The following is a 23,928-nucleotide window of genomic DNA, read 5'->3' on the forward strand; positions in this document are numbered from 1 at the left end:
TCACCCGCAGCAGCCGCCCCCGCCCCCCTTCCCCGACACCACGTCGAGCCGGCAGAAGCAGGACGCCTCGATCGGTACGTCCGCCAGCGCCACCGCGATCTTCAGCTGCTGGGCGACGATCCGCGCCTCCCCCGCCTTGCCGAGCCGGACCAGGCACTCGTGGAAGCCGTGCAGCGCCCAGACGTTGCCGGGGTGCTGCACGGCGCGGGGCAGCGTGTCGTCCAGGCCCAGGTCGGCGCGGTAGACCGCCTCGGCCTCAGCGACCCGCCCCTGTTCCAGGAGCAGGGCTCCGTAGGCGTGCCGGGTGGGCTGCATCCAGCCCCACGGCTCGTCGTAGGGCAAGGCGTCGACGAGCGCGATCGACCGCTCCAGCGCGGTGAAGGCGGCGTCGAAGTCGCCCTCGCGGTAGGCGAGTTCACCGTCGAGCATCGCGGAGGCGACGGCGAGGATGTCGGCGCAGGTGTTGTTGAACAGCATGCGCGTCTCGGGGACTCGGGCCACTGCCCCCCGGAACACGGTGCGTTCGGCCTCGGCCTCGGGGAGGCGGCCGAGGGCGGACAGGGCGACCCCGCGGGCGTAGTGGAGCATCGCGGTGGTCACGCTGTACAGCTCCGGGTCGGCGGGCAGCGGCAGTTGGAGAACGTCGGACCAGCGGCCGAAGCGGATCAGCGCATGGACCCGCATGGCGAGGAAGCCCTCCAGCCAGTCGGCCATGGGCGGGCTCGGCACCCGCAGCAGGTCCTCCGGGATCGACGCCGACAGCTCGGCGGCGGTCTCCAGGGCGACACGGGACTGGCCGAGGAACATCGCGCCGTAGATCTTGAAGTGGTAGTTGTGCGACCGGTACAGGGTGTAGAAGTTCATGGCCCCGGACCGTTCCCGGTACTTCTCGTCGGCGGTGATGGCCGCGCTGTTGTCCGACACGACCCTGCGGTAGTCGCCGCACAGCACGTCCAGGTGGGACGGCATGTGCTGGAGGTGTCCCGCGTCGGGCACCAGGCCACGCAGCCGGTCGGCGACCGGCAGGGCCGCCTCCGGGGTCGGGGACATCTCCATCAGATGGATGTACAGGTGCAGTACGCCGGGGTGCCGTGCGCCGGCGTCCGAGGCGAGCGCGCGGTCGAGCACCGACTTGGCCGTCAAGGTGCGCGAGCCGTCCGCCGGTTCGCCGGTCCTCAGGTCCCACAGCTGCCAAGGGGTGAGGTTCATCAGGGCGTCGGCGTACAGCGCGGCGATGTCGGTGTCGTCGGGGGCGAGTTCATGGACGGCGCGCATGCTGTCGGCGTAGGGCTCGTTCCACACCGCGCAGTCCGGCACGGGACGCGCCTGCGGATAGCGGGCGCGGAGCGCTTCGATCAGGGCCCGCTCCACGGGGGTGGCGCCGGTGGCCGCCTTCTCGTGGGCTCGCTCCACCGCGGCGTGGGTGCGCTCGACGGTCCGGGCGAGGTCGTCGCCGTCGAAGAACTCCCACGGCTTGTTGTAGTTGGGGCCGAGCGCGTACGCGATGCCCCAGTGGGCCATGGCGCAGTCGGGATCGGCCTCGGCGGCGGTCTGGAAGCATCTGACGGCCTCCTCGTGATGGAAGGCGTACGTCCACACCAGCCCGCGGTCGAACCAGAGTTGGGCCTCGGGCGAGTCGGTGGTCACGGTGCGGGTGTGGGTGCCGAGATCGTAGTAGTCCATGGGGTTCCCCCGAGCGCGAGCCAGGCCTGGACGCGTGACGTTACAGGGCATTTCGCCTCCGACACGCCGACATGGAGGGACGGGCGGCCAGGCGCCACAGGGAGGTGACCTCCGCGGCCCTGGCGGCGTGGAGCGGGTCCGTGGTGTCCCTCGACCGGGGGTGGCGTGGCCGGGTGTCGATCCGGTCCACCACCCTGAGGCCGGCTGCCGCGACGGCGGTGAGCAGGTCGCCGCGGCTCCGCAGACCGAGGTGCTCCGCGAGGTCGGACAGGACGAGCCATCCCTCGCCGCCCGGGGCGAGGTGGTCCACCAGGCCGTCCAGGAAGCCGTGCAGCATCGCGCTGTCAGGGTCGTACACGCCCTGCTCGACGGCGGACGTGGGCCGGGCCGGCAGCCAGGGCGGGTTGCACACGACGAGGTCGGCGCGGCCCGGCGGGAACAGGGCGGGGCCCACGATCTCGACCCGACCGGTGAGCCCCAGCCGCCGCACGTTGTCGCGAGCGCAGGCCAGGGCGCGCGGCGCGATGTCGGTGGCCACGACGCGTTCGACACCGCGCCCGGCCAGGAGGGCGGCGAGCACCCCGGTCCCTGTGCCGAGGTCGAAGGCGGTCCGGCAGGGCACGGCCGGGGGCAGCGGCGCCCGTGCGACGAGGTCGACGTACTCGCCCCTGACCGGGGAGAACACTCCGTAGTGCGGGTGGACGCGGGCGCCGAGGGCGGGCACCTCGATGCCCTTGGCGCGCCACTCCCGCGCGCCGACGACACCGAGCAGCTCGGTCAGGGCGACCGCCATGGTCCCGGCCGACGGGCCGTACGCCTCGGCGCACGCCTGGCGCACATCAGGGGCCCGGCGCAGGTCCAGGCTGTGGTCGTCCGCCAGCAGCACGATCAGCCTGCCCAGGACCCGGGCGCGATGGCCGCGTGCCCGGCGGTGCAGATGGAAGGAGTCCTCCGGGGTGTCGCCCGGACGGGCCGGTCGACCGTCGACGCGGCGGCGCATCGCGCTCAGCAGGTGTCGTGCGTTGTGGAAGTCGCCCCGCCACAGCAACGCCGTGCCCTCGCAGGCGAGTCGGTAGGCGGTGGCGGCCTTCGTCCGGTCGTCGGCGACGACGATCCGGCGGGGCGGTGGGGCGGCGCTCTCGGAGTGCCAGCGGGCGGATCGGGCGGTGCGGTCTTCGGTCCAGTGGATCGTGGACACGGAGGTACTCCTCGTGGTCGAAGTGCGGGGGCACGAAGAGCACTTCGACGAGGAGCAGCACCGACGGCCCGTACCGCGGCACGGGCTCGGAGATCGGGACAGGGAGGGTTACGGCTCCCGCGGTTCCCGCGACTCCTGTGGCTCCCGCGTCGAAGCGCGTGAGGAGGCGTCGCCCAGAACCATGCCGAGTGTCACGAGGGGTCCTTCCGGAGAGATGACGTACGAGGCTCGCACGGCGTCCCGCGCCCGGGCAAACCGTGTCGGTCGCCGGGCGCCGAAAACCCGTTGCGACCGCCCGCCGCCGCCAGGACCCTGGCCCTCATGCCCTACCTTCAGCGCCCCGCCGGGCTCGCCGACGCGCCCGCGATCACCGAGCTGCTCAATGCCGTCGACGAGATCGAGATCGGCCGGCGGGAGACCGACCTCGCCACGGTCGAGGCCGATCTGCGGCATCCCGAGGTCGACCTGGAGCGCGACTCCTGGCTGGCCTTCGACGGGGAGCGGCTGGTGGCGTACGGGCTGCTGTGGGACGACTCCGGGAACGAGCGGATCGACGTCGACCACTACGTCCTGCCCGAGCACCAGCGGGCCGGGGCACGGATCCTCGACGCCCTCCAGATCAGGGCCCTCGCCAGGGCCCGGGGCAACGGCGCCGCCAAGGCCGTCGTCCATCTACACCTCAACACCCGTCCCACGCTGGACACTTCGCTTCTCGAAGAGCGCGGCTGGTACGTCGTACGGCGCTACCACGTGCTGCAACGCCCCCTGGACCGGGCCGAGGACCACGCGCCGGAACCGCCGCTAGGCGTGCGCATCCGCCCCTGCACCGCAGAGGCGGATCGCCGACGCGCCCATCTGCTCTACCAGTCCACCTTCGCCGAGCACTTCGACTTCCAGCCCCGCGCGTACGACCAGTGGCTGCACGACATCGACGCCGAGCGCCTCGACTGGTCGCTGGTGTGGCTCGTCGGCACCGAGGAGTGGGGGGACGCCGGGTTCCTGATCGCGCGGGACGATCGTGAGGCCATGGGGTGGATCCGCAGCCTCGGGGTGCTGCGGGAGGCACGCGGAAGAGGGCTGGGCGGGCTGCTGCTCCGGCAGGCCTTCGCCGCGTTCGCCACGAGGGGACGGGACACCGTGGGGCTGGGCGTGGACACGGCCAACGCGACGGGCGCGCCCGAACTGTACGGGCGCAACGGGCTGAGCCTCCACTACGCGGTCGATACTTGGGAGGCGGTGCTGACCTGATCGTGGCGGTGAAAGGTGTGCGCATGTCCTCGACCCGGGACTTCTACGACGACCTGGCCGCCGACTACCACCTGATGTTCGCGGACTGGGAGGCGAGCACGGCCCGTCAGGCCGCCGTCCTGGACACCCTGGTCCAGCGGCGCCTCGGCGCGGGGCCGCATCGCGTCCTGGACTGCTCCTGCGGCATCGGCACCCAGGCGATCGGGCTGGCCGGGGCCGGGTACGACGTCGTCGGCAGCGACCTGAGCCCCCGCGCCGCCGCGCGCGCCACGGTCGAGGCGGCCGCACGGGGCATCCGGCTCCCGACGGCCGCCGCGGACATGCGCCGACTGCCGTTCGGAGCCTCCCTCTTCGACGTCGTCGTCTGCGCCGACAACGCGCTCCCGCACCTGCTCTGCGCGCAGGACGTCTCGGCGGCGCTGGGCGAGATTCGCCGCGTGCTGCGGGACGGCGGGCTGCTGGTGCTCACCCTCCGGGACTACGACGAGCTCCGCCGCTCCCGGCCCACCTCCACACCGCCCCAGGTCGCACAGACGTCGGACGGCCGAGTGATCACGTTCCAGCTGTGGCACTGGCACGAGGACGGCGAGCGCTACGACCTGGAGCACTTCCAGATGATCCCCGCGGGCGAGGGCTGGACGGTCCGGCGGCGCACCACCACCTACTGGGCGTTGACGCGGTCCCTGCTCACGCGGCTGCTCGCGGAGGCCGGCTTCGCCGACGCCCTGTGGCACGCGCCGGAGGCGACGGGGTTCTACCAGCCGGTCGTGACCTGTCAGGAGCGGGCCAGCACGTAGGCGCGGCGGGTCTCCGCCTCGTGGGCGTAGTGCGTGCGCTCCAGCTTCATCTCGACCGTGAGGCCCGCCGCTTCGAGCAGGACCGCGACATGGGCGGGGTCGAGGAAGCGGAAGTCGACGTCCACGGAGTGGCCCCACCACTCGTCAAGGTGCCGGACCTCCTCGCCGATGTGGAAGGAGACAAGGAGTGGGCCCCCTGGGCGCAGCACCCGCGCCATCTCCTCGAAGGCGCGCGGCAGTTCGGCCGGTTCGAGATGGATGACGGTGTAGAGGGCGACCAGGGAGCCGAACTCGGCGTCCTCGGCGGGCAGTTCCAGCAGGTCGCCCTGCCGGAACTCCACCTGCGGGAACCGGCCGCGCCCCGCCTCGACCATCCCCGCCGACAGGTCGACGCCGACCGTCCGCGCACCCTTCTCCGCCAGCCAGGCCGCCACATGCCCGGGCCCGCAGCCCAAGTCGCCCACCGGCGCCCCCGGTTCGGTCTGTTCGAGGAGCGCCGTGAGCAACGCCCGGTCGAGGGGCTTGCCTTCGAGCTCGGCGTGCAGCCGGGTCGTGTACTCCTCGGCCACGGTGTCGTAGCTGTGCCGTACGGAGTCGTGCCGCGCGTGATCACCCATACGGCCAGCATGGCACTCCTCACTGACATACGGCCCGCTCCCTCAGCGTGGCCCGGACGTCGGTCGTACCAGCCCGGTCTGGTAGGCGATGACGACCAGTTGGGCGCGGTCGCGGGCGCCGAGCTTGGTCATGGCGCGCTGGACGTGGGTGCGCACGGTCAGCACGCTGAGGACGAGGTGGTCCGCGATCTGCTCGTTGGACCGGCCCTCGGCGGCCAGCACGGTGACCTCCCGCTCCCGCGGGGTCAGGTCGGCCAGGCGTTCGGGCGGCGCCAGGAAGTTGCCGGGGGCCGGTGCGCTCAGGAAGCGGGTGATGAGGGCCCGGGTGGCGCCGGGTGAGAGCAGGGCCTCGCCGGAAGCGACGGTACGGATGCCGGCGAGCAGGGCGTCGGTGGTGACGTACTTGCCGAGGAAGCCGCTGGCACCGACGCGCAGGGCGCGGGCGACGTACTCCTCGGTCTCGAACATGGTCAGGACGAGGACACGGGTGCCGGCCAGGTCGGGGTCCTCGCAGAGGGCGGCGGTGGCGGCGAGGCCGTCCGTGCCGGGCATGCGGATGTCCATGAGGACCACGTCGGGGCGGTGCGTCCGGGCGAGCTCCAGCGCCTCCTTGCCGTCGGCGGCCTCGCCGACCACTTCCATGTCCGCGCAGGAGTCGATCAACAGCCGGAAGGTGCCCCGCAGGAGTGCCTGGTCGTCGGCGAGCAGGACGCGGATGGTCACGGGGTGGCCCTCTGTTCGTCGGCAAGCGGCACACGGGTGGTCACGGGGTCGTCCCTTGTTCGTCGGTGACATGGGAGTGCAGGGGCAGGGCGGTGGTGACTTCGAAGCCGCCCTCGGGGTGGGGGCCGGCCCGGAGGTCACCGCCGACGGAGTGGGCGCGTTCGCGCATGCCCATCAGGCCGAAGCCGCCGCCCGGCACCGGCGGGGCGACGCCGGTACCCTCGTTGGCGACCGTGATGAGCAGCCGGGAGTCGGAGTAGGCGAGCCGGATGCGGGCGGTGTGGTCGGAGGCGTGCTTGGTGGCGTTGGTCAGGGCTTCCTGGATGATCCGGTACGCGGTCAGGTCCACGCCGGGTGACAGCGGCCGGGGCTCGCCCTCGGTGGCGACCGTCACGGTGAGACCGGCGGACTCGCAGGCCGCGATCAGCTCGGGGAGCCGGTGCAGTCCGGGGGCGGGTTCCAGGGAGTCGGGGTCGTCGGGCTGACGCAGCACGCCCACGGTCGCGCGCAGTTCGAGGAGCGCGGCGGAGGTGGTGGCCGTCAGCTCGTCGAGGATCTTCTGCGCCTGTTCGGGCTGGGTGGGGGCGAGGTGGCGGGCGGTGCCCGCCTGGGCGTTGGCGACGGCCATGTGGTGGGCGACGACGTCGTGGAGCTCGCGGGCGATGCGCATCCGCTCCTCGGCGACCCGCAGCCGTGCCTCCTCCTCCCGGGTGCGCTCGGCGTGGACGGCCCGGGCCTGCACCGATTCCAGGTAGGCGCCGCGCAGGCGGGCGTTGCGGCCGCCGACCAGGGGCAGCAGCAGCCACAGGACGGGGCCCACGGTGCGCAGCAGCAGCATGTCGGTGGTGGGGCGGTCGAGGATGGCGGTGAGGACGATCACGGCCATGGTCGTGAGGCCGAGGACGCGGGTGGTCCTCAGGTCGGTCCGGGCGGCCACCCAGTAGAGGGCCATCATGAGCGGGGCCAGGGTCAGGGGGGTGGGCAGATAGCCCTGGGCGAGGGTGGCGATGGTGCAGGAGGTGACGACGACGGAGATTGTGCGCGGGTAGGTGCGGGCGGTGAGCAGGGCGAGACACGAGACGGCCGCGAGGACGACCGCGGGGCGGTCGTCACCCGGCTGGCTGGTGCCGGGGATGCTCAGCGAGGCGCCGAACGTGGCGCAGCCGAGCAGCGCCAGGATGGTGATGACGTCCATGACGCGGACGGATCGGCCGCTGTGGCGCTCCAAGCGGGGGTTCATCTGTATCTCCGGATCAAGGGCCTGAGTCCATGGTGGACGACCCGCGCGCCCCCGCGCACCGGAGGCCGCTGCGCTCAGTGGGCGGCACTCCGGATCCCAGGTGCCACGGGTCACCCCGCGCAGGGTGGACGACGCCCTCTCCCCTACGCCATGGGCCGCCCCGCGCGGGATGAACGACGCGCGCTCCCGTGAGCCACGAGCCGCCCCACGCGAGATGAACGACGTTCTTCCCCGCACATCACCGGACCGCCCGCGGCTCTCGCCACGGGCGGTCCGGCGGCCGGGGCCGCGCCCCTCAGACACGTACCTGCGCGCAGTCGTCCGGCGTCGGGTCCGGGTCGGGCTCCGCCGCCCCGGCCGGGTGCCGGGTGAGGGACTCGCCCTCGATGTCGACGCGGGGCAGCAGCCGGTCCAGCCACTTCGGCAGCCACCAGGCGCGGTCCCCGAGCAGGGCGAGGACCGCCGGCACCAGGGCCATCCGGACCACGAAGGCGTCGAAGAGCACGGCGATGGCGAGCCCGAACCCGATCATCTTGATCATGGAGTCGCTCTCGCCGATGAACCCGGCGAACACCGCGATCATGATCAGCGCGGCGGCGGCGACCACGCGGGCGCTGTGCCGGAATCCGGAGACGACCGCCTGCTCGGCGGACTCGCCGTGGACGTACGCCTCCCGCATCCGGGAGACGAGGAAGACCTCGTAGTCCATGGCCAGACCGAAGACGATGCCCACCAGGAAGATCGGCATCAGGCTCATGATCGGCCCGGTCTGCTCGACGCCGAACAGGCTCGCGCCGTGCCCCTCCTGGAAGACCACGACGACGGCGCCGAGGGCGGCGAGCACCGAGAGCAGGAAGCCCACGGCCGCCTTGAGGGGAACGAGCACGGACCGGAAGACGACCAGCAGCAGGATCACGGCCAGACCGACGACGGTGATGAGATACGGCACCAGCGCCGCCTGCACCTTGTCCGAGATGTCGATGTTCAGTGCCGTGGTGCCGGTGACCTCGAAGTTCTCGGTGCGCTCGGCGCGGATGGTCTTGACGAGGGTCTTGGTGCGTTCGTCGGTGGGGCTGGTGGACGGGATCGCGCTGAACACCGCGGTGTCGCCGGCGTCGTTGAAGCGGGCCTGGGTGACGGAGACGATGCCGTCCGTACCGGCGATCTTGTCGCTGATGGCCGCGACGTCCGCCTTCGGGTCGGCGATGCCGCGGGCGTCCACGACGATGGTGAGGGGGCCGTTGAAGCCGGGGCCGAAGCCTTCGGCGAGGTCGTCGTAGGCGCGGCGTTCGGTGGTGGAGGTGGACTTGGCCTCGTCGCCGGGCATGCCCAGCTGGAGGCCCGTCATGGGCAGGGCGAGGGCGCCGAGGCCCACCACGCCGAGAAGCAGTACGGGCAGGGGGCGGCGCAGGACGAAGCGGGCCCACCGGGTGCCGCCGTTGTCGGCGGCTTCCTTGGTCGCGGGGTTCTTGCGGATCCGTCGTGCCAGGACCGCGTTCGGCCAGAAGCCCAGCAGCGCGGGCACCGCCGTCAGCGCCACGAGGACGGCGACGACGACCGCACCGGCCGCGGTCAGCCCCATCTTGGACAGCATCGGGATGCCGACGACGGTCAGCCCGGCGAGCGCGATGACCACGGTGAGACCGGCGAAGACGACGGCCGAGCCGGCCGTGCCCACGGCCAGTCCGGTGGCCTCCTCGGGCGTACGGCCCTTGGCGCGCTCCTCGCGGTAGCGGGAGACGACGAAGAGGGCGTAGTCGATGCCGACGGCCAGTCCCAGCATCATCGCCAGGGTGCCGGTGCTGGTGGACAGCCCCAGGGCGCTGCCCAGGAGCGTGATGGCGAGCATCGTGAACGCGACGCCGATGAGCGCGGTGAGCAGCGGCAGCCCCGCGGCGGCCAGCGAGCCGAACGTGATCAGCAGGACCACGGCCGCGACCGCGATGCCGATGATCTCGGCCATGCCGCCGGCGCCGCCGCCGCTGTCCATGGCGGAGCCGCCCGTCTCGACGGTCAGCCCGGCGTCGCGCGCCTGCTCCGCCGCCTTCTCCACCGCCGTACGGCTGGCGTCGCTGACGTCGTTGGACTTCACCTTGTAGGTGACGGTGGCGTAGGCCGTGGACCCGTCCTTGCTGACCGCCTTGCTCTGGTAGGGGTCGGCGACACCGGCCACCTGGGAGCCGGTGGCGAGGGCGGCGACCGTCTCCTCGACGGCCTTCTTGTTCTCGGTGGCGGTGACCTTCTGTCCGTCGGGGGCGACGAAGACCACGCGGGCGGTGGCGCCGTCGGCGGCGGCGCCGGGGAAGCGCTCCTGCATCAGGTCGTACGCCTTCTGGGACTCGATGCCCGGCATCGAGAACTCCTCGTCGGAGGTTCCCGGGGCCTGCATGGCGCCCAGTCCGACGGCGGCCAGCACGGCCAACCACATCAGGGCGACGTATCCACGCCGCCGGAAGGCCAGTCGGCCCAGTCGATAGAGAAAAGCAGCCACGTCAGGAGACTCCACATCCGTGCTCGATCAGATCACCCAGACTGTCCCGGCGGGGGTCCCCGAGTCGTCGTCCGGCTGCTGGCAATGCCGTCTGCTGCACTGGCAGGACCGCCTACTGAAACCGCAGTACATGCCCGGCCGGCCATCTCCTGCCCCGGGACTACGGCCCGCGGGGAGAGCCCCGTCTCCCGGCGGCGCGCACCGCCCGCAGCACGGCCTGGGCCATGCCTCGCTCACCGCGCTCGTTGGGGTGCACGGGGGCCGCGGGAGCGGCCGGGATCAGCGGTTCGACCCAGCGCACGTCGGCCTTCGCGCAGGCGTCGCGGCCGTCGGAGGGGGCGTAGGTGTCGACGTACCCGGCCCCGGCGTCGGTCGCGGCCTCCCGCAGCATGGTGTTGAGCTGCTGCTCCTTCTGCCGCAGGTAGGTGACGTCGCCGGGGGCCAACCCCATCTCCGGGCCGCAGTCGGCGCCTCGGGCGGGCAGGATCGTCGGGTAGCCCACCACGTAGACGCGCGCCTCGGGCGCCCTGCGCCTGATGTCACCGAGTACGTCGGCCACGCGCCCGCTCGTCGCCTCGATCTTCGTCTCGACGGCGTCGGTGCCACCGGAGGTCTGCCGCTCCCGGCACGGGGCCCGGTCGGGCGCCGAGTCCCCGATGCGGCTCTTCAGTTGGTAGCGGACGCCGGCCTTGACGCAGCCGGTGATGAGGGAGCCGAAGCCGATGTCGTTGCCGCCGATCCCGACGGTGACCAGCCGGGTCGACGCGGACACGGCCGACAGCTGCGCCGGGTTCGTCCCGTCGTCGGTGTCCTGCGCCGCCGACAGGTCGCCCGTCGTGGCCCCGCTACAGCTCACATCACGGAACTCCGCCCGCTCCAGGCCGAGTTCGGCGGCGACCAGCGCGGGGTAGTTCCGGTCGGAGCGGTCGCACCCCGCGGGTTTCCCGTGCCGGCCGGGGATCTTCGGACCGGCGGTGTACGAGTCACCGAGGGCGACGTACGGGCCGCGCGGCGGCGGGGTCGGGGAGGTCGCCGTGTCTCCGACGCCGTCCCGGGCGACGCCGACCACGGTGACGAGCGCGGCGCACGACAGGGTCACCGCCAACCCGAGGCTGGTACGAGTTCTCATCCGGGGTCACGCCTTCCGGTACGGCGCCGACGCGGCGCGGGCGGTGCTGCACACCGCCTCAGGCTCGCCTCGCGAGCCCGCCCGCGTCGTCGTCCCGCTGCGGGCTGTGCGGGCTACTGAGCCCGCAGTAGCCGCCACCCGGTTCGTCCTCCGGAGGGACGAGACACTACGGAGCGACGAGACACTCCGGAGGGGCGAGACACTCCGGAGGGGCGGGACACTCCGGAGGGGCGGGACATCCTCGCCCTCTGAGAGAGGCCGCCGTCACCCCATCAACCCGGCCGCGACCGTCGCGCCCAGCTCCCAGCAGGCCTCCACATCGGACTTGCCCGGCGCGCCGGTCACCGTCACGGCGTCCGCCGCACGGCGCCAGCCGAGGCCCGTGGTGATGGCCTCGATGCCGCGGACCGCGCCGGTGACATCGCTGCCGCCGTGGACGTAGTAGCCGAAGGGCCGCCCCCGCGTCTCGTCCAGGCACGGGTAGTAGACCTGGTCGAAGAAATGCTTGAGGGCCCCGGCCATGTAGCCGAGGTTCGCCGGTGTGCCCAGCAGGAAGCCGTCGGCGGCGAGCACGTCGGAGGCGGTGGCCGCGAGGGCGGCCCGCCGCACGACCCGGACGTTCTCGATCTCCGGGTCGGTGGCCCCGGAGACGACGGCTTCCAGCAGCTCCTGGCAGTTGGGCGAGGGGGTGTGATGCACGATCAGCAAGGTAGGCACACCCCGCACCCTGCCGTCGGCCGGGCACCCTGCGCAAACGCGCCGGCCGCCCGGACCGCCGCTACTTCACCTTGCCGGTGAAGATCGCGGTCTCCGACTCGTAGTCGGGCGCCACCTCGATCTGGAGGAAGGACTGGCCCTTCGGCAGTTCGCAGCCCCAGGGCACGGAGAGCGAGCGGCCCGCCAGGATGCTGGTGTCGGGCAGACCGTCGAGTCCGTCGTCGTAGATGGACTCCCCTTCCTTGCCCTCGTCGCCATAGGCGCAGTTGACCGTCATCATCGAGGCGTCGATCTTCTTGTCCGACTTGTTCACGATCTTGATGGTGAACTTGGCGTACGGAGTCTTCTCCGGAGACGCGTACTCGCCGGAGACCGCCCGGGTGATCTTGGTCAGGCTGATCTCGACGTCGTTGTCGTACGCGATCGTGTCGTCGAAGCCGTAGGAGTCGTCGCCGGACTCCTCGGCCGGCGCGTCGGAGTCCGCAGCGTCGGTCGCGGAGTCGTCGGCGGCGGTGTCGCCCTCGGCGGGCGCCGTCTTGGTGACGGTGACGGTCGGCGCCGCCTCGGCCTTGCCGTCGCCGCTGACGCTCGCGGTGACGACCGCGGCGAGGACGGCCGCCACCACCGCCGCGCCGGCCGCGATGAGGACCGTCGTGGTCCTCTTCGGGCCCTGCGGCGCCTGAGGCGGCTGCGGCGCGTAGTAGCCGGGCGCGGGCGGCGGCGTGTAGCCGGGCATGGGCGGCTGCGTGTTGTCGTAACTCATGGTCCCCCCAGGGATGGTTCTGTTGCGCGATCAATCATCGCCCGGGGGAACGCCGTTGTGGAGGTGTCGTAATGAAAATGTGCTGATGAGGGCTCTGTTCGGCTACTCCGTGCGCAGTGCCGTCGCGGTGCGGGCCCGCGCCGCCCAGCTCGCCGGGAGCAGCGCGCCTAGTGCGGCGATGAGGAGGCCGGCGCAGCCGAGCAGGAGCAGTTCCGGGGTGTCGTACACGTCGAGGACGGCCTTCGGCAGTCCGGTGTCGGCGGTCTCCGCCATCTTCGGCAGGATGTACCCGTGCAGCGCGTACCCGAGTGGCACCCCGATGAGTCCGCCGACCACGCCGATCCCGGCCACCGAGGCCAGCACCAGGCTCACGGTCTGCCGGGGTGACATGCCGAGCGCCTTGCACACGCCCAGGTCGTGGACGCGTTCGCGGGTGTCGAGGACGACGGAGTTGAGCACGCCGAGTCCGGCAACGGAGACCAGCATCAGGGTGAGCAGCGCCGCCATCGCGTCCAGGACGAGGATCAGGTTGTCCTGCCGGGAAGAGGAGTTGGCGAATGCCTCGCCGCCGAGCGCGCTCACCGTCTCGCCGAGCGTGGTGGCGTACTGCGTGGCCTGGACGCCCGACTTGAGTTCGACGAGGAACATCTGCGGCTCGGCTTCGGGGAAGTCGGCGAGGCTCGCGTGGAAGCGGAGTCCGTCGTCGGAGGTGTCGAAGGCCTCACCGACGATCGTCAGGGTCCGCGTCTGCTTGCCGACCGTCACCCGTAGCGTGTCGCCGACCTCGGTCTCGGTGGTGTTCAGGAAGTGGGTGGAGACCACGACCTGGCCGGGGCCGGTGATCCAGTGGCCGGAGATCATCTCGTAGGAGGCGGAGCGCAGGTCGCCGTCGTAGAGCACCGCCTGCACGGCACCCGAGACGCCGACCGCGGTGCCGTCCGCCTGGGTCCTGCCGTAGTACGTGTCGGTGCCCGACTGCTGCGCGATGGCGGCGGCCACCCGCGCCGGATCGGCCGTGGCGGTCCCACCGCCGCCGGGTCCGGAGCGGGCCTGACCGGTGAACACGGTGACCGGGGCGCGGTCCTCCGGGTCCTGGGCCGACCCGACCGCGTTGAGGGACGCGGTCAGCCCGAGGGCGAAGGTCGCCGCGACGGTGCCGAAGGCCACCGCGAGCAGCATCGCGAGGGTGCGCACCGGATGCGCGAAGGGACCGGCGAGGCCGTAGGTCACCGCGCGCGGCAGCGGCAGCCGCCCCGCCGCCCGGTGGGCCCACTGCCCGCGCCCGGTGCGCGGCGCCCGGCCGACCGCGATCGCCTCCACGGTCGGCAGCCGTCCGGCCCGCAGCGCGGGCACCAGCGCGGCGACCGCGACGACGAACAGCGCGGCCCCGGCCACCAGGACGTCCACCCACCAGGCCACCGACAGGGACGCGCTCCCGTAGACCGTCTCGGTGTCCTCCAGGAGCGGCATGGCCATCAGGTTTCCCAGTACGACGCCCAGCGCGATCCCGGCTCCGGCGGGGACCAGCGCCTGGGCGACGTAGGCGCGCACCACCTCGCGCGGGGTGAAGCCGAGGGCCTTGAGGATGCCGATCCTGCGCAGGCTGGTGCCGACGGCGCCGCTGATGACGCTGCCGACGATGATGACCGACATGACGATGCCGAGGACGCCGAACGCCATGAGGAAGGGGATGGTCGGCGCCGCGTTCTGGTCGGCGGCACGCTTGGTGTCCAGCCAGGACTCGGTGCCCATCAGCGCGCCGGAGGGCAGGGCGGCGGTGAGCTTGCGGCGGTCGGCGGCGAGCTGTGCCTTGGTGTCCGCGGAGTCGAAGCGGTAGAGCATCTGGCTGCTGACCCGGGTCTCGTCGGAGGCGAGTGAGGTGACCTGCGCGGGGGTCGCCCAGGCGTCGGCGCTCTCGCCGACCGAGTGGGCGAAACCGACGACCGTCAGGGCCGTGCTGTCCGCGGCGTCCGAGGTGTTGAGCGTGGCGCCGAGCCGGAGGGCCGGGCCGTCGAACTCGCTGGAGAGCACGACCTCGCCCGCCTTCGTCGGCCACCGGCCGGACTTCAGGTTCAGCCGGTCGACGTCGGTGTCCGGTGCGGACCGTCCCACCAGCGTCACCGGCGGCAGGTGGCCGCCTCCCTCGTCCACCGGACGGATCGTAGTGACGGGGTACGGTCCCGCGCTCCCCGTGACCCCGTCCAGCCGTCCGGTGGCCTTCAGTTGGGCGGCGCTCGCCTTGGCCGGGTCGAACTGCGCGACGAGGTGCGCCCCGTTCTGCGCGGCGAAGGCGTGGTCGAAGGGCGCGTTGGAGGCGACCATCAGCGATCCGGCGACCACGGCCGAGGCCACGGCCATCATGGTGGCGAGGGCGATGACGATCGTCTGCACCCGCCGCCGGCCCACCCCGGACCGTACGACGCGGCTCAGCGCGCTCATCGGACCGCCTCCGCCTGGGTGTCGAGGGCGAGATGGCCGTCGACCAGATGGATGGTGCGGCTCGCGACCGCCTCGGCGAGGGCCGGGTCATGGGTGACCAGCACGATGGTCTGCCCTCCCCGGTGCAGGTCCACCAGCAGTTCCCGTACGTCATGGCCCGAGGCGCTGTCGAGGGCGCCGGTCGGTTCGTCGGCGAGGAGGAGTGCGGGACGGTTCACCAATGCCCGTGCCACCGCGACCCGTTGGCGCTCACCGCCGGACAGGCGGCCCGGGTAGGCGCGGGCGTGCTTCTGGATGCCCAGCAGCTCCATGAGCTCACCGGCCCGGGCCGCGGCCTTGCGCCGTGCGGTGCCGGTCAGTTGGGCGGGGAGCTGGATGTTGTCGGCGACGGTGAGGTCGTCGAGCAGGTTGAAGAACTGGAAGACCATACCGATCCGTTCGCGGCGGAACCGTGCCGAGGCGTGCTCGCTCAGCTGGTCGACGCGCTCACCGGCGACGGTCACGGTGCCGGTGGTCGGCCGGTCCAGGCCCGCGACGAGGTTCAGCAGCGTGGACTTGCCGCTGCCGGACGGGCCGGTGACGGCGAGGGCCTCGCCCTGGGCGACACCGAGGTCGATCGGTCCGAGCGCGGGTGCGCCGGAACTGTCGTAGCGCTTGGCCACGCCCGCCAGTTCGATCACTTGAGTCATGGGAGTCGTCCGTCCTTGTGAGTGGAGTGGGCCTGTGCTGTGCACCGGCCCAGCGAACGTAGGGGCGGGCTCGGGTGCGGCGCGTCGGCCGGGGCACCGACTTGCCGCCCTTCGCGCGGACGATCCGGGTGCGGGGTCCTCCCTGCGGAGTACGCCTCGGGGACGGTCCCGTGGTCGTCGGGACGGACGCGGGCCGGGAGGAGTGGGTCGCACAATGTGCGGATGGAGACGGAGGGCGTGCCGCGACAGCGCACGGAGGACGGGCGTGGTTGGCGTCGGCAGTTGCGTCAGGCGCTGCGGCCGGAGCCGAGGCGGGAGCCGTTGTCCCGGCGGGCCGTGTGGGCGGACGTGGTGCTGGCGGTGCTGCTGACCGCCGTCGCGGTGTTCGTCGCGGCGCGCTATCCCGGCGACGGGCCGATCAACGTGGCGCCGGTCGACCCCGGCGCGCCGATCCCGCCCCGGCCGCCGGAACCGGGCCGGTGGATGGTGGCGGAGGAGCCCGCCGCCCCGCCCTTCGTCCTGGTCGTGCTCTCCGCGCTGCCGCTGGCCCTCCGGCGGCGGTATCCGTTCCTGGTGTTCGCCGTGGTGATGGCCGCGGTCCTGGCCATCGGCGACAACGCCTCCTGGATCAATGTGCTGACCTGTGTCGTCGGCGCGTACAGCGCCGTCATGTACAGCAGGCACCGGGCGGGGTCGCTGGCCGGCCTGTTCGTCGCGGCGGTCCTCGCCGGGCTGGCGTTCCGGGACACCGACCCCGTCCTGCCGGGCTGGTCGAGTCCGGCGGTGGTGCTGCTGATCGCCGGGGTGCTGGCCGGGCTGGCCCGGGTGTGGCAGCGGCAGTTGGCGGCGGGGCGGGAGCGGCTGGCCCGCCTGGAGCGCGACCAGGAGGAGGCGACGCGCCGGGCGGTGGAGGAGGAACGGGCCCGCATAGCCGCCGAGTTGCACGACGTCGTGACCCACAATGTGAGCGTGATGGTGATCCAGGCGGGGGCGGCACGCAAGGTGATGGACGCGGCGCCGGAGCGGTCGAAGGAGGCGCTGCTGGCCGTGGAGGCGGGCGGCAGGGCCGCGATGGCCGAACTACGGCATGTCATGGGGCTGTTGGCGGCTCCGGACCCGGACCAGCCCGAGGCGCTGGAGCCGCAGCCGGGGCTCGCACAGCTCGACGCGCTGATCGTCCGCGTGCGGGCCGCCGGTACACCGGTCGGCGTCGCGGTCTCCCTGCCGCCCGAACCCCTCATGCCCGGCGTCGACCTGACGGCGTACCGCGTGGTGCAGGAGGCATTGACCAACACGATCAAGCACGCGCCCGGCGCGGAGGCCTCCGTCACGATCGGCTACACCGGCGACCGGCTGGAGATCGAGGTGGTCGACACCGGCGCCGTCCGCGACGCCCCGCCGGCGGACGGCAACGGCCGCGGGCTGATCGGGCTGCGCGAGCGGCTCGCCGTCTACGGCGGTGAGGTGACGGCCGGTCCGACGCCGGCCGGAGGCTACCGCGTCCGAGCCGGCATCCCGTGGCGGACGGCGTGAGCGGGCCGGCGCTGCGCGCCGTCATCGCCGACGACCAGGCCCTCGTACGCACCGGCTTCGGCATGATCCTCGCCGCCGACGGCATCGAGGTGACCGCCGAGGCCGCCGACGGCGCCGAGGCGGTCGCCGCGGTCCGGCGCACCCGCCCCGACGTGGTGCTGATGGACATCCGGATGCCCGGCATGGACGGCATCGAGGCCACCCGGCGCATCCTCGCCGACGACGCGGCCGAGGGCACCCGCGTCCTCATCCTCACCACCTACGACCTCGACCACTATGTGTACGCGGCGCTCACCGCGGGCGCCTCCGGCTTCCTGCTCAAGGACGTCACCCCCGAGCACCTGGTCGCCTCCGTCCGTCTGGTGCAGTCCGGCGACGCCCTGCTCGCACCGGCGATCACCCGCCGGCTGATCGAGCGGTTCGCCCAGCGTGAGGAGCCCCGCCCGGCCCCTCCCCTGCACCGCGACCTCTCCGGCCTCACCCCGCGCGAGCTGGAGGTGCTGCGCCTGCTCGCCACCGGCCTGAGCAACGCCGAACTCGCGGAGCGCCTCTTCCTCAGCCCCACCACGGTGAAGACGCACATCGGCCGCATCCTGTCGAAGCTGGACCTGCGCGACCGGGTCCAGGCGGTCGTCCTCGCCTACGAGTCGGGGCTGATCACCCCGGGAAATCCGGAAGACGTGCCGGACGTCGATCGTTACCGTTGACCCATGGAGGTCACCCAGCACACTCACACCGCAGCCGCGCGAGCGACCAGCTCCCCGGCTGCCACCGTCTGACCTCACCACTCCACTCCCCGGCGGCCGGAAACGGACCGCCGGTGCAGTGGGCTCCACCTCCCTGCGCCCCGTCGCGGTTCTTTCCGGTCGCCCGACCCGAAGGAAGACCGTCATGGACACGGACCGGACCCTGCGCACCTTCACCGACTTCTACGTCGAGCGCGGCCACCACCTGATCACCGGCAGCACCCTGCTCCCGCCCCCTTCGGACCCGGTGCTGTTCACCACGTCCGGCATGCACCCCCTCACCCCGTACCTGGAGGGCCGCCCGCACCCGCGGGGCCGGCGCCTGGTCAACGTCCAGCGCTGTCTGCGCACCACCGACCTCGACGAGGTCGGGGACTCCACGCATCTGACGGTCTTCGAGATGCTCGGCTCGTGGTCGCTGGGCGACTACGGCCATTCACAGAGCCTGCGCTGGGGGTTCGAGCTGCTGCGCGACGGATTCGGCATCCCCGAGGGGCAGTTGTACGTGACCGTCTTCGGCGGCGACGACCAGGTCGGCCCGGACACCGAATCGCTGTGCACCTGGGAGGAGTCGGGGGTGCCGGTGGAGCCGACGGTGGAGGACAACTGGTGGTCCAACGGTCCCGTCGGGCCGTGCGGTCCCGACTCGGAGATCTTCGTCTGGACGGGCGGCGACGACACTCCGCCGGAGGGCACGCCGACCACCGATCCGCGCTGGGTGGAGGTCTGGAACCACGTCAGCATGCGCTACCGCCGTCACGAGGACGGCAGCCTCACCCCGCTCTCCCAGCCGAACATCGACACGGGCATGGGCCTGGAGCGTCTGCTGACCGTCCTCCAGGGCCGTGACTCGGTCTACGAGACGGATCTGTTCGAACCCTGGACACGGCTGCTCCCGCGCCTGTGGGACCTGGACGAGCCGTCGTTCCGCGTCGTCTGCGACCATCTGCGCTCCGGCGTCGTCGTCATCGGCGAGGGCGTACGGCCGACCAACACCGGACGCGGCTACGTCCTGCGCCGCCTCGTCCGCCGGCTGCTCACCACCCTCTGGCAGCGGGACCCCACCCGCACCCTCTCCGACCTGCCGCGGGAGCTCGTCGAGCACACCCTGGACCACTTCCGGCTGTCCGGCGGCACCGACCCGGTCCTCGGCGTCCTCCTGGACGAAGAGGACCGCTTCGGCAAGCTGCTCGACCGGGGCCACCGTGTCCTCTCCCAGCCGCGGTACCGGGGGCGGCTGACGGAGGAGGACTACCACTACCTCCACGACACCCACGGCCTGCCCCGCGATCTCGTCGTCGGAATGCGGAGCCTGCGCCGGTGAGCCGCCGTACATGATCGTGACCAGGTCCCGGCCGCGTTAACCCTCGTGCGGCCGGGGCACTCGGGGGCCGCGGCGGCTTCCCTTCCGGAGTCGCCCGGTCCAGTCGGAGGTGGAGAGCATGGGGCACGGTGGAAACGTGATCGACGAGCTGGTCGCCGATCACCGCGAGGTCGAGGAGTTCTTCGGTCGCATCGAGGCGCTGCCCCCCGGTGACAAGAACCGCAAGGTCCATGCCGACCAGGCCACCATCGAGCTGGTCCGGCACTCGGTAGCCGAGGAGGCCTATCTGTACCCCGCCGTGCGGGAACATCTGGCGAACGGGAACACCCTCGCCGACCGGGAGATCGAGGACCACTCCAAGGCGGAGCAGCTCATGAAGGACCTTGAGTCCTGTGAGGCGGACGATCCGGAGTTCGACCGGATCGTCGGCGAGCTGATGACCGAGGTGCGCTCGCACATCGCCGACGAGGAGGAGAACCTCTTCCCCCAGCTCCGCGCGGTCTGCCCCGCGGAGCGGCTGGACGAGCTGGGCGAGAAGATCCGTATGGCCAAGAAGGTGGCGCCGACCCGGCCGCACCCGTCCACCCCGAGCGAGCCCCCGGCGAACAAGCTGCTCGCGCCGGGCCTGGGTCTCGTCGACCGGATGCGCGACGCGCTGACGGGCCGCGGCAAGGAGGACTGACCCCAACCTTCCTCAGGCGACCAGCGGCTCTCGTTGGTCGAGAACGTCCAGGAGCCGCGCACGATGCAGTTCCGCCACGGGCGCGACCAGGTCGGGATGGCGCAGCAGAGCCGCCGCCCCCTGGTCGCGCCCGTCCGGCGCGACCAGCCGCCTGAACTCCACCGGCGCCCCGGCCAGGTGCTCCCCCTCCCCGACCGCGGCCGCGGCGAGCCGGGCCAGCTCCGGGTCGGCGAGCAGACAGGCGGCCCAGCTCGCGACGACCTCGTCCACCCAGGTACGCCAGGCGTCCTCCTCCCGGTACGGCCCCGCGCCGGCGACCCCGTCGAGCCGCGCCGAACCACCCGGTCCCGCCAGCTCGACCAGCCCGGCGTCCATCGACGTCGGGTAGCACAGCCATGCCGCCACCGTGACGGCCTGCCGCGCCTGCGCCTCGCACAGCGCCGAGGCCAGAGCGCCGCCCGGCGCGGGATAGGCGCGGGTCAGCCACTGGGCGGTCGCCGCGATGACCGGGGAGAGATCTGCCTGCACTGCGGGACCGTCCGAACTGCCGTGTGTGTGGGGGGGTGCGGAAACGGTAGCCCGCGCGGCGACGCCACGGGGAAGTTGTGACCTCCGTGAAATCTCCAGCCCATGTCTTGACATACGAATGAAACGATTCGTAGCTTGGGCGATCATTTAGATTCGTGAAGCCAGTTCACGGATATGAACGGAGACAGTTCATGGGCGATCGCCGACGAAGTCGCCGCCTGGCCGCCGTGCTCGCCGTCACGGCGCTCGGGTTCGGGGCCGCCGCCTGCGGAGCCGGTTCCGACAGCGCGGGCAGCGGCGATCCGAACACGCTGGAGGTGTGGACCCGGAGCAACCCGGACCCCGCCGCCACCTACGAGCGCGTTTTCACCGCCTTCACCAAGAAGACCGGGATAAAGATCGACTACCAGCCGGTCATCAACTTCGACCAGCAGCTCCAGAGCCGCGCGTCCACCAAGGACCTGCCGGACGTCATGATCAACGACACGGCCCTGATGGGCAGTTACCAGCGCCAGGGCCTGCTCAAGCCCATCGACCGCGCCTCGATCACGGGCGGCGACCAGATCACCGACAAGACCTGGTCGTCCACCGTAGGCGTCGACGGCAAGCACTACGGCATCCCGTACTCCCGCCAGGCCCAGACCCTGATGATCCGCACGGACTGGCTCAAGAAGCTGGGCCTCGAGGCGCCCACGACCTGGCAGGAGATGCTCAGCGTCGCCAAGGCCTTCGCCACCCGCGACCCGGACGGCGACGGCAAGGCCGACACCTACGGCATGGTCGTGCCCGGCAGCGCCCAGAACGGTTACGCCGCCTGGTGGGGCGCGAGCTTCCTCTGGCAGGGCGGCGCGCAGATCATCGAGCCGGACGGCAAGGGCACCTACACCCCGGCCATGGACTCGACGGCCGCCGTGCAGACCGTGACCTGGCTGAAGGACAACCTGTTCTGCGGTGACAACGCTGTCATCCAGCCCGGCGCCGTCACCGCGATCACCGGCACGGCCACCAACTTCCAGGACGGCAACGCCGGGATGTACCTGACCGGCCCGTACAACATCGCCACCTACGACACGACCCTCGGCAAGGACAAGTACGAGGTCGTCCCGGCCCCGGCCGGGCCCGCGAGCGGTGATGTCCTCGCGGATGGCGAGAACATCTACTTCGGCGCCAAGACCGGCAAGACGAAGCAGGAGCAGGCACTCGCCGCGTTCCTGATCTCGCCGCAGGGCCAGAAGCTGGCCATGACCGGCAAGAACCAGCCCGTGGTCCGCATCCCGGTGAACTCCACCCTGGACGCGGCGAAGGTCCGCGGCGACGCCCGCTGGAGCGTGGTGCAGAAGGCCTACGAAGACGCCTCCGAGCAGTTCCCCAACGCCCCGGACTTCGCGCCGATCAAGCAGGACACCGCCGACGCCCTCAACTCGATCTTCACCTACTGCGGCGGTGACGTCCGCTCCCAGCTGAAGGAGCTCAACGAGACCCTCGCCGGCGACCTCAAGGACCAGGACCTGCTGAAATGACCGCTACCGTGACCCCGCCCGCGGCACGCAGGGCCTTCGACCGGCGGGCCGTGATCCCGTGGCTGTTCCTGGCCCCCGGACTGCTGCTCGCCCTGGTCTTCAAGTTCTGGCCGATGGCCAAGGGCATCTGGCTCAGCTTCTTCGACGTACGGCCCTTCCTCGGCGACCGGTGGATCGGCCTCGACAACTACACCCGGGTCCTGACCGACCACCGCTTCCAGGACGCCATCGGGCACACCCTGATCCTGGGGCTCGGCCAGGCGGTCGGCGCGATCCTGCTCGGGTTCGCCCTCGCCCTGCTCCTGGAGGGCCAGGCCCGCTCGCTGAAGATCCTGCGGACCGCCGTCTTCCTGCCCGCCGTCACCGCCACCGCGGTCGTCGGCGAGCTGTGGCGGCTCCTGTACTACCCGACCTCCGACGGCCTGCTCAACAGCGGACTGCACTTCTTCGGCCTCGGCACCGTCCAGTTCCTCGACAACCCGAACATCGCGCTCTACTCCACGATGGTGATGGGCATCTGGATCTGGGCCCCGTACAACATGGTGATCTTCCTCGCCGGCCTCGCGGGCGTCGACCGCTCGCTGTACGAGGCGGCGGCGATGGACGGCGTCTCGCTGTGGCAGCGGCTGCGGTACGTCACGCTGCCCGCGATCCGGCCCGCCCTGATGATCGTGCTCACCCTCGCCACCATCCGCGGGCTGCGCGTCTTCACCGAGGTCTACGTCCTCACCGGCGGCGGCCCCGCCGGGTCGACGGACGTCTGGATGACCCGCGCCTACACCCTCGGCTTCACCCGCAACGACATCGGCGGCGCCTCCGCGGCCTCCGTCGTGCTGCTGTGCGTGACGCTGATGCTCACCGTCCTGGTCAACCACCTCCGCAAGAGGGGAGAAGCGCGATGAGCGCCCCCGCGATCGACCCCGTCCGGCCGGCGGCCCCTGACACCCCGGCCGGACGGAGCTCCAAGGCGCAGCGGGCCACCCCGGCCCGCTTCGACACCGCCCTCGGCTGGAACGACAGGCCCGGTCCCGCCTGGGTTCTGCGCGTCCTGCTCTGTCTGCTCGCCCTCGGCATCTTCGCCGCGCCCTTCCTGACGATCTTCTCGGGCGCCTTCACCACCAACCCCAGCGGCTCCTCGCTGTCGTTCCTGCCGCACGACAGCACGCTGACCAACTTCACGGTGGCGGGCGAGCGCGGCATCTGGGACTACCTCGGCAACTCGCTGGTCATAGCGGGCGGCGGGCTGCTGCTCCAGCTCGTGGTGTGCACGCTCGCCGCGTACGCGCTGGCCCGGCACCGGTTCCGCGGCCAGGCGCTGATCATGATGCTGTTCATGATGACGCTGATGCTCCCCGAGGAGGTCATCGCCATCCCGCTGTCCCTGGTCCTCGGTGATGTCCCCGTCGTCCACCTGGATCTCAAGGGCACGGTGTGGGGTGTCATCCTGCCGCTGGGCGCCTGGGGCTTCTCGGTGATGATGCTGACCGAGTTCATGCGGGACATCCCCACCGAGATCGAGGAGGCGGCCCGTCTCGACGGTGTCGGTGAGCTGCGGATGCTCTGGCAGGTCGTCCTGCCGCTGTGCAAGCCCGCCCTCGGCGTGGCGGGCGTGCTCGGTTTCATCATGATCTGGGACCAGTACCTGCTGCCCCTGATCGCCGCCAAGGACCCCACCGACTACACGGTCACCGTCGCCCTGTCCGTCCTGCGCACCGACCCCGAGGTCGGCTCCGGGGTGGTCCTCGCCGGTGCGGTCATCGCCCTGATACCCAGCCTGATCGTCTATCTGCTCCTCCAGCGCTCGCTGGTCACCGGCATCGCCGCCGGTGCCACCAAGGGCTGAGCACACCGTAGTTACGAG

General features: G+C 71.9%; 21 protein-coding genes. 9 read left to right on the forward strand and 12 right to left on the reverse strand.

Annotated features, from left to right (window positions below; translation table 11 throughout):
* Both OG885_RS03985 and OG885_RS03990 read right to left on the reverse strand, forming a co-directional pair.
* The gene (locus OG885_RS03985) at positions 1 to 1,683 is read right to left on the reverse strand and encodes a hypothetical protein (RefSeq protein ID WP_405726031.1); all 1,683 of its coding nucleotides are present in this window, start codon (positions 1,681 to 1,683) and stop codon (positions 1 to 3) included.
* A gap of 40 nt (positions 1,684 to 1,723) precedes the next feature.
* Positions 1,724 to 2,881, reverse strand: coding sequence for a methyltransferase (locus tag OG885_RS03990; RefSeq protein WP_405726034.1), 1,158 nt, complete (start codon positions 2,879 to 2,881; stop codon positions 1,724 to 1,726).
* Between the two features lie 321 nt (positions 2,882 to 3,202).
* On the opposite strand from OG885_RS03990, the gene OG885_RS03995 reads away from it, so the two are divergent.
* Positions 3,203 to 4,129, forward strand: a complete 927-nt coding sequence (locus OG885_RS03995; protein WP_405726037.1) for a GNAT family N-acetyltransferase — start codon at positions 3,203 to 3,205, stop codon at positions 4,127 to 4,129.
* Between the two features lie 17 nt (positions 4,130 to 4,146).
* Positions 4,147 to 4,926, forward strand: a complete 780-nt coding sequence (locus tag OG885_RS04000) for a class I SAM-dependent methyltransferase (protein ID WP_405726040.1) — start codon at positions 4,147 to 4,149, stop codon at positions 4,924 to 4,926.
* Here OG885_RS04000 and OG885_RS04005 read toward each other — a convergent pair.
* From OG885_RS04005 to OG885_RS04045, 9 genes are all read right to left on the reverse strand, one after another.
* Positions 4,905 to 5,543: a class I SAM-dependent methyltransferase gene (locus tag OG885_RS04005; RefSeq protein WP_405726043.1), complete on the reverse strand. Its 639-nt coding sequence runs from the start codon at positions 5,541 to 5,543 to the stop codon at positions 4,905 to 4,907. The genes OG885_RS04000 and OG885_RS04005 overlap by 22 nt on opposite strands.
* Positions 5,544 to 5,585: 42 nt before the next feature.
* Positions 5,586 to 6,266, reverse strand: coding sequence for a response regulator (locus OG885_RS04010; protein ID WP_405726046.1), 681 nt, complete (start codon positions 6,264 to 6,266; stop codon positions 5,586 to 5,588).
* Positions 6,267 to 6,306: 40 nt separating this feature from the next.
* Positions 6,307 to 7,506 (reverse strand): sensor histidine kinase, encoded by a 1,200-nt coding sequence (locus tag OG885_RS04015; protein WP_405726049.1) that lies wholly within the window; start codon positions 7,504 to 7,506, stop codon positions 6,307 to 6,309.
* A 295-nt stretch (positions 7,507 to 7,801) separates the two neighbouring features.
* Complete coding sequence (locus OG885_RS04020; protein WP_405726052.1) at positions 7,802 to 9,997, reverse strand: MMPL family transporter; 2,196 nt, start codon at positions 9,995 to 9,997, stop codon at positions 7,802 to 7,804.
* 160 nt (positions 9,998 to 10,157) lie between these two features.
* Positions 10,158 to 11,126 carry an SGNH/GDSL hydrolase family protein gene (locus OG885_RS04025; protein ID WP_405726055.1) on the reverse strand — a complete coding sequence of 323 codons (969 nt, stop codon included), beginning with the start codon at positions 11,124 to 11,126 and terminating at the stop codon, positions 10,158 to 10,160.
* A 264-nt stretch (positions 11,127 to 11,390) separates the two neighbouring features.
* Positions 11,391 to 11,843 (reverse strand): flavodoxin family protein, encoded by a 453-nt coding sequence (locus OG885_RS04030; protein WP_405726058.1) that lies wholly within the window; start codon positions 11,841 to 11,843, stop codon positions 11,391 to 11,393.
* Positions 11,844 to 11,904: 61 nt separating this feature from the next.
* Positions 11,905 to 12,606, reverse strand: a complete 702-nt coding sequence (locus OG885_RS04035; protein WP_405726061.1) for a hypothetical protein — start codon at positions 12,604 to 12,606, stop codon at positions 11,905 to 11,907.
* Positions 12,607 to 12,708: 102 nt separating this feature from the next.
* Entirely contained in the window at positions 12,709 to 15,045 is a 2,337-nt protein-coding gene (locus tag OG885_RS04040) for an ABC transporter permease (protein WP_405726064.1), read from the reverse strand.
* Positions 15,042 to 15,734 carry an ABC transporter ATP-binding protein gene (locus OG885_RS04045; RefSeq protein WP_399955386.1) on the reverse strand — a complete coding sequence of 231 codons (693 nt, stop codon included), beginning with the start codon at positions 15,732 to 15,734 and terminating at the stop codon, positions 15,042 to 15,044. The genes OG885_RS04040 and OG885_RS04045 overlap by 4 nt, the downstream gene beginning before the upstream one ends.
* A 222-nt stretch (positions 15,735 to 15,956) precedes the next feature.
* On the opposite strand from OG885_RS04045, the gene OG885_RS04050 reads away from it, so the two are divergent.
* The 4 genes from OG885_RS04050 to OG885_RS04065 all read left to right on the forward strand — a co-directional run bounded on the left by OG885_RS04050 (position 15,957) and on the right by OG885_RS04065 (position 20,019).
* The gene (locus OG885_RS04050) at positions 15,957 to 17,267 is read left to right on the forward strand and encodes a sensor histidine kinase (protein WP_405726068.1); all 1,311 of its coding nucleotides are present in this window, start codon (positions 15,957 to 15,959) and stop codon (positions 17,265 to 17,267) included.
* Positions 17,252 to 17,974, forward strand: coding sequence for a response regulator (locus tag OG885_RS04055; protein WP_405726071.1), 723 nt, complete (start codon positions 17,252 to 17,254; stop codon positions 17,972 to 17,974). The genes OG885_RS04050 and OG885_RS04055 overlap by 16 nt, the downstream gene beginning before the upstream one ends.
* A gap of 184 nt (positions 17,975 to 18,158) precedes the next feature.
* Positions 18,159 to 19,337: an alanine--tRNA ligase-related protein gene (locus OG885_RS04060; protein ID WP_405726074.1), complete on the forward strand. Its 1,179-nt coding sequence runs from the start codon at positions 18,159 to 18,161 to the stop codon at positions 19,335 to 19,337.
* Positions 19,338 to 19,455: 118 nt separating this feature from the next.
* The gene (locus OG885_RS04065) at positions 19,456 to 20,019 is read left to right on the forward strand and encodes a hemerythrin domain-containing protein (protein ID WP_405726077.1); all 564 of its coding nucleotides are present in this window, start codon (positions 19,456 to 19,458) and stop codon (positions 20,017 to 20,019) included.
* Positions 20,020 to 20,031: 12 nt separating this feature from the next.
* On the opposite strand, the gene OG885_RS04070 is transcribed toward OG885_RS04065, so the two are convergent.
* A complete protein-coding gene (locus tag OG885_RS04070) occupies positions 20,032 to 20,547 on the reverse strand; it encodes a hypothetical protein (RefSeq protein ID WP_405726080.1) in 516 nt (171 codons plus the stop codon).
* Between the two features lie 191 nt (positions 20,548 to 20,738).
* Here OG885_RS04070 and OG885_RS04075 point away from each other — a divergent pair, with 191 nt between their 5' ends.
* From OG885_RS04075 to OG885_RS04085, 3 genes are read left to right on the forward strand one after another with little or no spacing between them, the layout of a single operon-like run.
* Entirely contained in the window at positions 20,739 to 22,067 is a 1,329-nt protein-coding gene (locus OG885_RS04075) for a sugar ABC transporter substrate-binding protein (RefSeq protein ID WP_405726083.1), read from the forward strand.
* On the forward strand, positions 22,064 to 22,969 hold the full coding sequence (locus tag OG885_RS04080; RefSeq protein ID WP_405726086.1) for a carbohydrate ABC transporter permease: 906 nt from the start codon (positions 22,064 to 22,066) through the stop codon (positions 22,967 to 22,969). Before OG885_RS04075 ends, OG885_RS04080 begins: the two co-directional genes overlap by 4 nt.
* The gene (locus OG885_RS04085) at positions 22,966 to 23,910 is read left to right on the forward strand and encodes a carbohydrate ABC transporter permease (protein ID WP_405726089.1); all 945 of its coding nucleotides are present in this window, start codon (positions 22,966 to 22,968) and stop codon (positions 23,908 to 23,910) included. The genes OG885_RS04080 and OG885_RS04085 overlap by 4 nt, the downstream gene beginning before the upstream one ends.
* Positions 23,911 to 23,928 lie beyond the last annotated feature (18 nt).

The sequence above is a fragment of the Streptomyces sp. NBC_00028 genome (assembly GCF_045041065.1).
In the GTDB taxonomy this organism is placed as follows: Bacteria; Actinomycetota; Actinomycetes; order Streptomycetales; family Streptomycetaceae; genus Streptomyces.

What these genes read in the sequence shown, in the direction of transcription:
- OG885_RS04075 (WP_405726083.1), top strand. Translation starts at nt 20,739, where the DNA reads ATGGGCGATCGCCGACGAAGTCGCCGCCTGGCCGCCGTGCTCGCCGTC.
- OG885_RS04025 (WP_405726055.1), bottom strand. Translation starts at nt 11,126, where the DNA reads ATGAGAACTCGTACCAGCCTCGGGTTGGCGGTGACCCTGTCGTGCGCC.
- OG885_RS04080 (WP_405726086.1), top strand. Translation starts at nt 22,064, where the DNA reads ATGACCGCTACCGTGACCCCGCCCGCGGCACGCAGGGCCTTCGACCGG.
- OG885_RS04045 (WP_399955386.1), bottom strand. Translation starts at nt 15,734, where the DNA reads ATGACTCAAGTGATCGAACTGGCGGGCGTGGCCAAGCGCTACGACAGT.
- OG885_RS04085 (WP_405726089.1), top strand. Translation starts at nt 22,966, where the DNA reads ATGAGCGCCCCCGCGATCGACCCCGTCCGGCCGGCGGCCCCTGACACC.
- OG885_RS03995 (WP_405726037.1), top strand. Translation starts at nt 3,203, where the DNA reads ATGCCCTACCTTCAGCGCCCCGCCGGGCTCGCCGACGCGCCCGCGATC.
- OG885_RS04060 (WP_405726074.1), top strand. Translation starts at nt 18,159, where the DNA reads ATGGACACGGACCGGACCCTGCGCACCTTCACCGACTTCTACGTCGAG.
- OG885_RS03985 (WP_405726031.1), bottom strand. Translation starts at nt 1,683, where the DNA reads ATGGACTACTACGATCTCGGCACCCACACCCGCACCGTGACCACCGAC.
- OG885_RS04040 (WP_405726064.1), bottom strand. Translation starts at nt 15,045, where the DNA reads ATGAGCGCGCTGAGCCGCGTCGTACGGTCCGGGGTGGGCCGGCGGCGG.
- OG885_RS04005 (WP_405726043.1), bottom strand. Translation starts at nt 5,543, where the DNA reads ATGGGTGATCACGCGCGGCACGACTCCGTACGGCACAGCTACGACACC.
- OG885_RS04015 (WP_405726049.1), bottom strand. Translation starts at nt 7,506, where the DNA reads ATGAACCCCCGCTTGGAGCGCCACAGCGGCCGATCCGTCCGCGTCATG.
- OG885_RS04050 (WP_405726068.1), top strand. Translation starts at nt 15,957, where the DNA reads ATGGAGACGGAGGGCGTGCCGCGACAGCGCACGGAGGACGGGCGTGGT.
- OG885_RS04035 (WP_405726061.1), bottom strand. Translation starts at nt 12,606, where the DNA reads ATGAGTTACGACAACACGCAGCCGCCCATGCCCGGCTACACGCCGCCG.
- OG885_RS04065 (WP_405726077.1), top strand. Translation starts at nt 19,456, where the DNA reads ATGGGGCACGGTGGAAACGTGATCGACGAGCTGGTCGCCGATCACCGC.